Annotated in this window: 10 protein-coding genes and 1 riboswitch; of the genes, 8 read left to right on the forward strand and 2 right to left on the reverse strand. The window is 59.3% G+C overall.

The annotated features are described in order from the left end of the window. Window positions 1–56: 56 nt before the first annotated feature. The 4 genes from MKY58_RS05585 to MKY58_RS05600 all read left to right on the forward strand — a co-directional run bounded on the left by MKY58_RS05585 (window position 57) and on the right by MKY58_RS05600 (window position 4,556). A complete protein-coding gene (locus tag MKY58_RS05585; RefSeq protein ID WP_339323788.1) occupies window positions 57–1,508 on the forward strand; it encodes a PLP-dependent aminotransferase family protein in 1,452 nt (483 codons plus the stop codon). 59 nt (window positions 1,509–1,567) lie between these two features. Then, on the forward strand, window positions 1,568–2,353 hold the full coding sequence (locus MKY58_RS05590; protein ID WP_036710836.1) for a helix-turn-helix domain-containing protein: 786 nt from the start codon (window positions 1,568–1,570) through the stop codon (window positions 2,351–2,353). Between the two features lie 314 nt (window positions 2,354–2,667). Then, window positions 2,668–3,678 carry a phosphotransferase gene (locus tag MKY58_RS05595; protein ID WP_339323789.1) on the forward strand — a complete coding sequence of 337 codons (1,011 nt, stop codon included), beginning with the start codon at window positions 2,668–2,670 and terminating at the stop codon, window positions 3,676–3,678. Window positions 3,679–3,689: 11 nt separating this feature from the next. Further along, complete coding sequence (locus MKY58_RS05600; protein WP_339323790.1) at window positions 3,690–4,556, forward strand: SDR family oxidoreductase; 867 nt, start codon at window positions 3,690–3,692, stop codon at window positions 4,554–4,556. Here the strand turns inward: MKY58_RS05600 and asd are convergent. After that, entirely contained in the window at window positions 4,553–5,359 is an 807-nt protein-coding gene (asd, locus tag MKY58_RS05605) for an archaetidylserine decarboxylase (RefSeq protein WP_212948130.1), read from the reverse strand. The two genes, MKY58_RS05600 and asd, sit on opposite strands and share 4 nt — an antisense overlap. 328 nt (window positions 5,360–5,687) lie before the next feature. Next, window positions 5,688–5,799: riboswitch (TPP riboswitch) on the forward strand. A 105-nt stretch (window positions 5,800–5,904) separates the two neighbouring features. Here asd and MKY58_RS05610 point away from each other — a divergent pair. The 3 genes from MKY58_RS05610 to MKY58_RS05620 are packed head-to-tail and all read left to right on the forward strand — an operon-like array spanning window position 5,905 to window position 8,850. Further along, window positions 5,905–6,513: an ECF transporter S component gene (locus MKY58_RS05610; protein WP_339323791.1), complete on the forward strand. Its 609-nt coding sequence runs from the start codon at window positions 5,905–5,907 to the stop codon at window positions 6,511–6,513. Then, on the forward strand, window positions 6,506–8,044 hold the full coding sequence (locus MKY58_RS05615) for an ABC transporter ATP-binding protein (RefSeq protein WP_339325062.1): 1,539 nt from the start codon (window positions 6,506–6,508) through the stop codon (window positions 8,042–8,044). The genes MKY58_RS05610 and MKY58_RS05615 overlap by 8 nt, the downstream gene beginning before the upstream one ends. Beyond that, window positions 8,041–8,850: an energy-coupling factor transporter transmembrane component T gene (locus MKY58_RS05620; protein ID WP_339323792.1), complete on the forward strand. Its 810-nt coding sequence runs from the start codon at window positions 8,041–8,043 to the stop codon at window positions 8,848–8,850. The genes MKY58_RS05615 and MKY58_RS05620 overlap by 4 nt, the downstream gene beginning before the upstream one ends. 25 nt (window positions 8,851–8,875) lie before the next feature. On the opposite strand, the gene MKY58_RS05625 is transcribed toward MKY58_RS05620, so the two are convergent. Then, window positions 8,876–9,958: a YheC/YheD family protein gene (locus MKY58_RS05625; RefSeq protein WP_339323793.1), complete on the reverse strand. Its 1,083-nt coding sequence runs from the start codon at window positions 9,956–9,958 to the stop codon at window positions 8,876–8,878. Window positions 9,959–10,263: 305 nt separating this feature from the next. On the opposite strand from MKY58_RS05625, the gene MKY58_RS05630 reads away from it, so the two are divergent. Beyond that, on the forward strand, window positions 10,264–11,421 hold the full coding sequence (locus tag MKY58_RS05630; protein ID WP_339323794.1) for a glycosyltransferase family 4 protein: 1,158 nt from the start codon (window positions 10,264–10,266) through the stop codon (window positions 11,419–11,421). Window positions 11,422–11,465: the final 44 nt, after the last annotated feature.

The raw sequence follows: 11,465 nt of genomic DNA on the forward strand, positions 1-11,465 counted from the left end.
ATTTAGATTAATTTTAATAGTCCAATTTTGCCTTTCGAACAAAGGAGACGACGGGGATGGAATTGACGCTCCATATGGAGGCATATCTCGACCGACACCGATTCAAATACCTGGCGCTGTATCATGCGTTAAGGGAGGCCATCCAGGAGGGCCGCTTGCCCGGCGGCATGAAGCTGCCGTCGACCCGCGAGATGGCGGAGCGGTACGGCTTGTCCCGCGGGGCGGTGGCCCAAAGTTATGACATGCTGATGGCCGAAGGGTACGTATATGCCGAAACGGGCCGGGGGACTTTCGTCACGGATGCGGGCTATTCTCCGCCGTCGACGGAAAAAATAAAGGAAACGCCGATCAAGCTTTCCCAATGGGGGCAGCGGCTGCTCCGCATCCCGAACATGCCGCTCGATGCCGCGAAGCGGGCGGAGATCAGCTTCATCAACCAGCCGCTCGAGATGAGCCGTTTCCCGTACGAAGAGTGGCGGAGCGCCTTGTCTTTTGCCGGGGGGCGCAAAGGAATCGGCCTGCAGCATAAAGCGCCCCCGGAAGGGGACGGACAGCTGCGCGAGGCGATCGCTTCCCATTTGCGCGTGACGCGGGGCATTATGGCCCGTCCGGAGCATGTCGTCCTTTTTAACGGTTCGATGCAGGCCATCGTTTTGCTTTTTCAGCTGCTGATGAACGATGGGGAGGCCGCCGTCGTTGAAAATCCGGGATTCCACGGCATCCGGCGGGCGGTCGAGGCCTGCGGCGGTAACCTCATTCCGGCGGCGGTCGACCGGCAGGGAGTGCGGCCGCAGGAGTGGGATGCGGGCATTTTGTTCGTGACGCCGAGCAGGCAGTACCCGACGGGGGCCGTGCTCAGCCTGAAGCGGCGGCGGCAGCTTCTCGACTGGGCGCAGCGGCATGATGCGGTCATCATCGAGGACGATTACGACAGCGAATTCCGTTTTGGCGGGCGTCCGATCGAGCCGCTGAAAACGCTCGATACCCAGGAGCGGGTCATTTATATCGGCTCCTTCTCCCAGACGATGTTTCCCGGCCTGAGGCTGGGGTTTGCGGTTCTGCCGGAAGGGCTGGTCGAGGCCGCTGTGCGCGCCAAATCGCTGTATGAGCCGATGTCGCCGGGGCTGCTGGAACAGCGGGCGCTCGCCAGGTTCATGTCCAAAGGAAGCTACATGCGCCATTTGCGCCGTCTAACCCGGTTGTATGGGGCGCGGCACGGACATTTCTGGGGACTGATGCATGCGCTCGCCGGGGATCTTTTCGAACTGATGCCCGGCGATGCCGGGCTGCATGTGTATGCGAACTGGCTGAAGTCCGCGGATGAATACGAGGCGTTTCGCGGCGCAGCGGTCCGCCGGGGCGTTGTATTCCGGGATGCGCAGGCGTATTGGATGGGACAGGGGCCTCCGGCGGCCTGTTTCGGGTTCGCCCATCTGACGGAGGAACAGATCGCGGACGGCGTCCGAAGGCTGGTGCTTGCGTGGCAGGATGTGCAAAATTTCTCGTGAAAGGGTATCATGATAGATGGATTTGCGCTTCAGTAAATATCATAAGGGGGAATGACGCCATGCTGCATGCGTCGCCGTCTTCTTTTCAAATACTGCCTTCGCTGGCGAAAATCGTATGCGAGCCGGGATGGAAATGGCAGAAACGCGAAAAAGCGCTGGAGAACTACGATTTGTTTTATGTATGGAGCGGGGAAGGAACGGTGATCCGCAACGACGAGCCGTTTGAGGTCGGCAAAGGCAGCTGCTTTTTGTTCAGGCCGGGGGATCATACGAGCGCGACCCATAATCCGCAAAAACCGCTCGTGCTGACGTACAGCCATTTCAGGATCAACGAGCCGGTGACCGACATTCCGCAGCCTTACCGGAGGCTCACGGACACGGTTGATTTCGAGTACATGCTTTCCCGGTACGTGAGGCTGTTTCTGGTGAACACGTTCGCCGCGCAGGAGGAAGGACAGCTGATCCTGAAGCAGCTCATGATCCATCTGCTGCGGCATGACCGCGAACAGCCGGAGGAGAAAAAGGCCAGCAACCAGCTGACCGAGGCCATCCACGAAATCGCGAACTACGTCCAGCAGCATCCGGGCAAACCTCACCGGGTAGAGGATCTTGCCGCCCGAGCGGGATTGTCGCCGCGCTATTTTTCGATCAAATTCAAGGAGCTGATCGGGACGCCGGTCCAGTCCTACATCATCCGGACGCGAATCGAGCGCGCGCAGCATCTTTTGCTTCATGCGGGCATGAACGTAACGGAGGTGGCGGACGCCCTCGGCTATCGCGACATCTTTTTCTTCAGCAGGCAGTTTAAGCAATATACGGGAAAAAAACCTTCCGAAATCCGTTGATTCCTTATCGGAGCCTTCCTCCGACGATCGCGGGCGGACAGGCAACGGGTCCCGTAGAAGAGGCAAACATACGCATGGCGGGCGGGTCGGGTCGACTCCGCACCGCCATTTTTGCTGCAAATGAGCTTTTTTGGGGAAGGGCAAGCGATGGAGCCGGAGGCCTGCAAGAGGGGATGGCGAGGACCGGAGCAGGCGGCACGGCGGCGATGGCTATCGAAATTTCCGGGCCCGGTATGCTATGCTGGCTATATGGAATTTTGTAATCATGGAACAGAAAAAAACGGCAATAGAGCGAAAACAAGGGGGAGATACCCATGAACGAAGCGTTTCATGCGGATTCGGAGGACAGCAGAAGGCTGCTGCTCGTTCAGGCGGAGGCGGCTCTGACGGCTGCCCTGGAGCATTACGATATTCAGGAAAAACATCTGGATTTCATTCAGGTGTCGGAGCATGTCACCTATAAAATCGAAGATGAAGCGGGAAGATTGTATTTGCTCCGCGTGCATCCCGCAGCGGTATCCTCAAGGGAAACCGTTTCGGAAATGGAGTGGCTCGAATATTTGGCGCAGGTCGAAGGGCTTGTGGTCCCCACGGGCGTTCCGAACCGCGAAGGCTCGTACGTCACCGAGGTGGAGACGGGTCGGGGGCAAAGCTGGAAGGTGTCGGTGCTTCGCTGGATCGATGGCGACCATTGGGAGGGACAGTACAGCGAAGAGCAACTCCTTCTCATGGGCGGTCTGCTGGCGAAGATGCACCGGGCAGCCCTCCGTTTCAAGCCTGCCGAGGGCTTTGTCCGCCCGGTATGGGACGGGGAGCCGTTCGCGCGGGAGACGGCCAGGCTCAAGCAGCATTATGGGAGTTTTCTAACCCCGGACGAATACGCGATTTATGAGCAGGCGGCCGCCAAAGTGACGGCCCATATGTCCGGCATGCAGCGGGAACGCGAAAGCTTCGGCCTCATTCACGGCGATTTCCACGAAGGAAACATGGTGTTCAAAGGCGGGGAGCCTTATCCGATCGATTTCGGGCGCTGCGGTTTCGGCTTCTATTTGTATGATTTGGCGCAGTCGTTTATCGGCTTGTACCCTGTGCAGCGCCAATGGTTCATGGAAGGATACGAGCGGCTGCGGCCCGTTTCCGGCCAGCCGGGCTGTATTCCTGCGCTCGAAACGTTTTTTGTCAAAGCGCTGATCGAAAACCAGAGCTTCCATGCCCCGCATCCGTGGGAAGCGGCGGAGCTGAGGGAAAGCAAGCCGTATTCGCTGGCGCTCCTTCGGCATTATTTGGACGGGAAGCCGTTTCTGTTCGAAGCGATTCCCGTATAAGGTGGGATAACATGAAAACAATGCAAGGGGAGCCGGTAGCCCTGGTAACGGGCGGTTCAAGCGGCTTCGGTTTGCTGACGGCGGTTGAGCTTGGCCGGCGGGGATTCGCCGTCATCGCAGGCATCCGGAGGATGGAGGCGCAGGCAGAGCTGATGGACGCGGCGGCGCAAGCCGGGGTGCAGGGGAAAATCGTTGCCGTGCGGCTGGACGTTACCGACGCCGCAGGCGTGACGGACGCGGCGGCATACATACGCCGGCAGTACGGCCGGTTGGACGTGCTGGTCAACAATGCCGGAACGGCCTACGGAGGTTTCGTCGAGGAGGTGCCTGCCGCGATTTGGCAGGAACAGATGGATACGAACTTTCACGGCATGGTGCGGGTGACGCAGGCGGTGCTGCCGATCATGCGGGAGCGGGGGAAAGGCCGGATCATCCAGATGAGCAGCATCAGCGGCCGCCTTGGATTTCCGGGATATGCGCCGTACGCTTCCTCGAAATTCGCCATGGAGGGTTTCAGCGAATGCCTTGCGCTCGAAGCGAAACCCTTCGGCATCGATGTGGTTCTGGTAGAGCCCGGGGCCTACGGAACCCCGATTTGGGACAAGGGATTCGCGCAAATGAGCGCTCCCGAAGGTTCGCCTTACCGGGCCATGATGGACAAGGTGCTGGCGTTTTCGCGAAAAAGCGCACGACAAGGAGGCGACCCGAAGGAGGTAGCCGAACTCGTTGCGCGTATCGCATGCATGAAGCGGCCCGCGTTCCGGTACGCGCTGCCGGGGAGCACCCGGCTGACGCTCCGGGCCAAAGCGATCCTGCCGGGGCGTTTGCTGCAAAAGATGATCGCTTCCGTTCTGGGACGGGACGAAAGCGGATCTTAGCCCTTGTCCCGCGGGACCGGAGGGTGAAGCGTTCCGAGAAGCTGGCCCATCCGGACGTGGTCCCCGGGTTTCAGGCCGGCCCTTGGCGTAAACGTTCCGTCCTGCGTCAGCAGCACGACGGTCGAGCCGAATTCGAAATAGGCCAGGTCGTCGCCGTTGTTCCAGCGGGACACGGATTCGTCGTCGTAACGGATGCTGCTGACGTTCATGGCGCCGACCTTCACGACGGCCACCTCGCCGTATTCCCCGGCGATGTAGGTGATCAGCCGCTCGTTCCGGCACAGCACCGATTTCATCCGGGTCATGCCGAATTCGTTGACCGGATAAGCCCGGCCCTTGATATGCTCGCTTTCCGTACGCACCCCCGTAATGGGGGAATGGATGCGGTGGTAGTCGGTCGGGCTTAAATAAAGCACAAAAAAATAGCCGTGTTTGTACAGCTCCAAATGGGGGGAAAAGTTCAGCAGCTCCGCCACGGAATAATCCTGGCCTTTGACGTTTAATATCGTCCCCGCGCTAATGTCGCCCATGGCCGTTATTTTGGCGTCGACCGGGCTTGTCAGCACGTTCGGCCCTTCCTCGACCGGGCGCATGCCCGGCTTCAGCCGGCGCGAAAAAAACTCGTTCAGCGTCCGGTATTCGTGGATTTCCTTTTCGGCTTCGTCGGCCGGAATCTGATAGCTTTTTATAAAATAAGGGATGACGCCCCTGCTGAGCCTGCTGTGGGAAAAACGCCCCATCAATGCGGACAGCCACTTTCTTGAGGAGAGCTCCGTCATCAGCCTTAACAATCGTTTTGCCATGCTATTTCTCCCTTCGGATGGTGCTTCGAGTCGATTTATAGAGTTAACGTTCGCGGCCGCCTTATGGTTTCACCGAATTTCGGCCGGATCCGAAATGCGCAGCATACTATTTTTGGAACACTCTGAAATATATTGACATAGAATAGCGGTTAAATCAATAAGGTCTAACGCAAGACAGACGGCCGCATGCAGGGGGAGGGAAGTAGGGCAGGGGCTGCCGAGGAAAAATTTTTTCTGTTGCCAACCGGCACGGAATTGGTGTATTTTGGAACCAGGAACCGGACGCTTTCGCATGCTTCGTTTTTTTTGGCGAAGGGCGGTCCGTTACATATTGGGATGCGGGAGCTTGAGTGAATCAGGCTGAGATTGCAGCTGTATCCGCTGCTGACCGGGAATCTGATCTGGATAATGCCAGCGTAGAGAATTCGCGATAGAAGCCCATGGATTGGGCTTATTTAACCGTCTCTCTTTGCGTATCCAGGGCGGTTTTTTTCATGCCTATTTTTGCGCATTCCCGCTCACCGAAGAAGAGAGGAAGATGTAGGATGAATCACGTGCTTCAGGCGGAAAAAAGGAAAGGGCTGCGGCTGAGCGATTTGCTGGTCACGATTTTGCTGTCGCTTGTGCTTGGCGTCGTCTATCATTTTTGGAGCTCGGTGTACGATCTGTTCAAGCCGCTGTTTTTTCAGGCAGATGAGCTGGTGTACGGGGTCTGGTTTTTGGCGCCGACGCTCGCCATGCTGCTGATTCGCAAACCCGGCGTTGCCCTGTTGGCGGAGGTGGCGGCGGCCCATGTGGAAATTTTGTTCGGCAGCGAATGGGGCGTTCAGCTGGTGCTGTACAGCGTCGCGCAAGGCCTTGCGGCGGAACTGGTTTTTGCCTTGGTGCGCTACCGCAGCTTCAAGATGGGGACGGCGGCATTTGCGGGCGCGGCCGCTGCGCTCGGTTCGTTTGCGGTCGATGTTTATTTCGGTTACGTGACGGACTATACGCTCGGGATGATGCTGTTCAAATACGTACTCCGTATCATCAGCTCCGCGATTTTGGCGGGATATTTGGCGTTTGCGCTGGCGAAGGCGCTGGAGGCTACCGGCGTGACGCAGCTGCTGCGGCCCGTGACCCAAAAGGATTATGAAGCGCTTGACCATGATTGAGCCGCTTGATTTAGAACCGTTCGGGCCGGAGACCGTGGCGGGAGTCAGCAAGCTCAGGCTTAAATTTCCAGGAGAGCCGTCTTTTGTGTTCAAGGATTTGTCCCTGTCCGTTCGCCGCGGCGAGAAAGTGCTGCTGCTCGGGCCCAGCGGCTGCGGCAAATCGACGCTGCTGCAGGTGCTCGGCGGGCTGATTCCGCAAGTGATCGAGGTCCCGATCAAAGCGGAAGGCATCGTGGCGCCGGATTCCAGAGGGTACGTGTTCCAGGATCCGGATACGCAGTTTTGCATGCCATACGTCGACGAGGAGCTGGCGTTCGTATTGGAAAACCGCGGCATTCCGCGGGAACGGATGGTGCCCGAAATGCGCCGGGCCCTTGAAGCGGTCGGTTTGCGTCCGGATCTGCTGCATGTTCCGGTAGACAGCCTGTCCCAAGGCATGAAGCAGCGGCTGGCGCTGGCCTCCGTGCTGCTGCTGGAGCCCGAGGTCATTTTTCTGGACGAACCGTCCGCCCTCCTGGATCCCGAGGGAAGAAAACAGATGTGGGAGTCCGTCTGGAAAGCGGCGGAAGGGCGGACTTTAATCGTCGTGGAGCACCGGATCGAAGAGATTGCGGACCGGATGGACCGGATCGTCCTGCTGGCTCCGGACGGGAGCGTTCTCGGCGACGGCCCTCCCGCATGGGTTTTCGGCGCCTTCCGGCGGGAGCTGCAGCAGTACGGCATCTGGTATCCGGGCGTATGGGAGGATTTTTTCAAGGTGCTTGACCTGAGGCGGGGCGGAGCGGCGAAGCCGCTGGAGCCGGACGCATCCGCTCCGCTTCTGACGCTGCGGCGGTTTGCGGGATTCCGGGCCGGTCGGCCCGTGGTGCGGGCAGACGAGGCGCGGGTCGATCCCGGTGATTTTATCGCGGTCGTCGGTCCGAACGGGGCGGGCAAAAGCTCGCTTTTGCTCAGCCTGATGTCGCTCCTGCGCTTTCGCGGGGAATACCGGTTATGCGGGGAGGCCATGTCGGAAACGGAGGGCGCCTCCCGGAGAGCGCGCTGGGCCGTTCGTCCGCCCTCGGACCGGATCGGTTACGTGTTCCAAAACCCGGAATTCCAGTTCGTCGCGGAATCGGTGCTGGAGGAAGTCGGCTTTTCCGCGAAAGCGAAAAAAGAGGGGGAGGCCGAGGCCGAAGCGAAAGCGCGCGGGTTGCTGCGATTCTTTCATTTGGAAGGGCTGGAACGCCGCCATCCGTACCAGCTTTCCACCGGCCAAAAACGGAGGCTCAGCATGGCGGCCGCCGTCGCGGGCGAGCAGCCCGTCCTTTTGCTGGATGAACCGACCTTCGGCCAGGATGCCCGGAATACGTTTGCGATCCTCGATTACTGCCTGGAGATGCAGGAAAAGGGCGCAGCCATCGTGATGGTCACCCATGAAGAGAACATCGCCCGGCGTGTTGCCACGAAGGTGTGGGAGGTGCTGGACGGCGCGGTTGCCGAACGTCCGGCGATCGAGGCCGACCGGGCAGAAAGGCGGGCGGGCACATGATCGAATTGCTGAAACCGGCGCGGCAAACGGTGCTGCTGCGCACCAACCCGGCCATCAAGCTCGTCCTGTTTGTCGCGTTGTGCCTGGTCACGGTGCTGACGCGGAACATCGACTTCGCGGCGTACCAGGCGCTGGCATATACCGTTCTATTATTCGCGTTCGGCGGGTTTCCGGTCCGGAAGACGCTGCTGTTGGTTCTGCCGTTTGGTTTTCTTTTCGTCTCCTCCTCCATGACGATGATCCTGTTCGGGAAAGGGGACACGTTGTGGTGGCAGTGGGGGCTCTTTCGCATTTCGGAGGAAAGCTTTTACCGCGGGCTGCATCTGGGATTCCGCTCGATAGCGTTTGCGGCCGAAGGGTTGCTTTTTGTCAGCACGACGCCGTCCGTAAAGCTGTTTTACGCCTTGATGCAAAATTTCAGGCTGGCCCCGCGGTTTGCTTACAGCTTTATGGCTTCGATCCGCCTGCTGCCGATGGTGTGGGAGGAATTTATGATCCGCAGGCAGGCGCTTCAGGTACGGGGGATCGCGGTTCGCGGAAAAGGGTTGCGGGGGATGGCGGAGCATGTCCGGCTGTACGCCGTGCCGCTCCTGTCCCAAAGCATCCGCCGGGCCCACCGGGTAGCCGTTGCGATGGAGGCGAAGCAGTTTGACGGCGGGGGAAAAAGAACCTATTACTACCCGTCGAACGTCTCATGGACCGACGCGGCCGCCGTCCTGCTGCTTGCCCTCGCTCCATGCGCGGCTTATGCCGCCGCGGCCGTCTTCCCGTGGTTCGGCATCGCCGATGTCCGCTATCATTCCTAAACATGAGGGAACGAGGGAGCGGGCATCAGTCCCCAAGAAGATAACGCGCATAGGCCATGGGTTTGCGGTACGTTTCCTTCCACAGCCCGTTCAGGCCGGCCTTCCGGAAGCCGTAACGCTGATCGCGTCCGTTGCATTCGATAAAATAAGGTTTCCCCGTTTTCGACAAGCCGATGTCGAGCCCGAAGTCGGCCGCCCAGGGAAGATGCAGCTCCAATCTTGCGGCGATCCGCAGGGCAAGCTGTTTTACGTCCGTCAAGACGACATCGGGCGCCAAACCGGGAAGGCTTTCGGCAAGGACGGTTTCGGCGGGAAAAGCCCGGCCCCCTTGCGCCACGTTTGAAACGAAGGTACGGGAGGAGGCTGCCTTTGCATATAGACCGGTGATCTCCCATTGCCCGCTGATGCCCCGCTGCACGGAAACGCGCAGGTCGTACGGCCGGTCCTTGTACTCCGCCAGGGCGATGCGCTCCTGTACGAGGTAAGGCATGCGCGCGAGCCGTCTCCGCAGCATGGCCGGCAGCTGGTTTTGATGCAGCGTTACCGTTTTCCAGCCGGAGGATCGGCCGCTGGGGGAATAGGTAAGCTTCCAGGCCGCCCCGGCCCGGCGGAGCCGCCATATGCCGCGGCCGACGCTGCCGACGCAGGGCTTCATGACCAAATCGTCGTAATGCCGCATCATGTCCGTGATGGATGAGGATGTGGCATTTTGCGTTTCCGGGAGGTGGGGCGCAAGCAGCGGGTCTTTTTTGAGCAGATGATGTATTTCATCTTTTCCATAGCGGTTAAAAGCATTAAAGATAACGTAACCCTGGCGGAGCAGGAATTCGACTTTTTGCCGCGACCCTGCGTCCAGATAGATCGCCCGGTTATGAATGACGCGCGGGATCGGCATGCGCACGAGCGTCCAAGCATGGTCCCTGAGCACGTAAGCGCTGCACTGCCCGTTGTCCGGGTCAAGATCCTGAAGCCGCATATAGCAGGGGATCAGACCGTAAACCCGCGCGGCCTCATCATAGTTCGATAGGGATTCCTGCCCGGTTGTTCCATGCGGAATTCCCCGGTGCACAGCCGCATTCAACAGAATCCCGACATAAGAAAACCACACATTTCATCCCTCCTGTATCTTTATCGTCGTTTTTCAACTCTCGCCACGGATGCCCGTGTTCTTAGGATGCGTAAAACTTGGTGCCGGTGCCTTCCGAATGGCGTTCCTCCGGTCGATATAGTTTATGCCGCTGGTTTCGTGACAGCAAGGGACGTTTGTCCGTTCGTTTTCAGCCTATTTTGGCTTCGGGCCTTCCCCGTTTGTCACCGCCCTCCCCCATGGTTGTATAGGCTAGAGAAGGGAAGGTTCAGTCGCATGTATATACCGAACAGGCACATCAACCTGATGGGAAGGAGGGACAGCAAGTGGAAAAGCATAAAGCCGCCGTCGTAACGCCGGGTTCGTTTTATATTCCTTCGGGACGGAGCAGCTCCGTGGAACGGGTGGTGGAACAGATGATCCCTATGGTGCCGGCAGGTTTCGATACGAGAATTTACGGAGTCCGGGAGCCCGGACGCCCTGTCGTCGGGTCGATCGACGGCGGGATCCCGGTTCATCGCCTTCCCGGAGGCGCCCGTTATGCTTCGGCCGTGATCCAAGCCCTGTCGGCGTGGAGGCCGCGGGTGGTCGACGTGCAGAACCGTCCGCTTCTGGCCTGCAAGATTAAAGAAGCTTTGCCTGACAGCAAGGTGGTGTCATCCATTCATTCGCTTACCTATATTTCGCCGCCGTACATGGATCGGGAGTCGGCAGGCCGGGTCCTGCAGCCGCTGGACGGAATCGTCGTCAACAGCATGTATTTGAAGCATGAGGTAACCGCGCGCCATCCCGCGCTCCAGGATAAAATAAGCGTCAACCCGCTTGGAGTCAGGCTCCAGGACTTTACCCCGCGCTGGAATCCGTCCTCCGAGGCGCTTCGCGAAGCCAAACTGAGGGACAGGGGCTGGCAGGGAAGGCGGATCGTCATGTATGCCGGAAGGCTGCTGCCGATCAAGGGCGTGCATCATCTGCTTGCCGCTCTACCTGAGCTGGTGCGGGCCGTGCCGGACGTCATGGTGCTGATCGTCGGCAGCCCGTATTACCAATCCGGCAGGCCTCATCCTTATGAACGGTATCTTCACGAGCTGGCAAAACCTTACCCCGGGCATGTGACCTTCATCCCCTTCGTCCCGTACCCCGCGATATCGTATTGGTACCATCTGGCCGATGTCGTGGCGGTTCCTTCCGCGGAAGGCGAAGCCTTCGGCCTGGTGAACGTGGAAGCGATGGCATCGGCGGTTCCGGTGGTGGCTTCGGATGCCGGCGGGATCCCGGAAATCGTAGAGAATGGGAAAAGCGGGATCGTGCTGCCGCTTCCCTCCCTCGGAAAGCAGCTTGGCGCTGCCGTGATCCGGCTTTTAAACGATGAACGGCTGCGGCGGGAAATGGGGCAAGCGGGGCGCTTGCGGGCCGCCCGGTCCTTCCAATGGCAGCAGACGGCCGCCAGATGGCATGAACTGATGCAAAAGCTCGCCTCGTTGTGACAAAGGCCCATCCGGGCGCATATGATGCCAAAGGATGTTACGGC

Source organism: Paenibacillus sp. FSL W8-0194 (genome assembly GCF_037969745.1).
Classification (GTDB): Bacteria; Bacillota; Bacilli; order Paenibacillales; family Paenibacillaceae; genus Paenibacillus_AQ; species Paenibacillus_AQ cookii.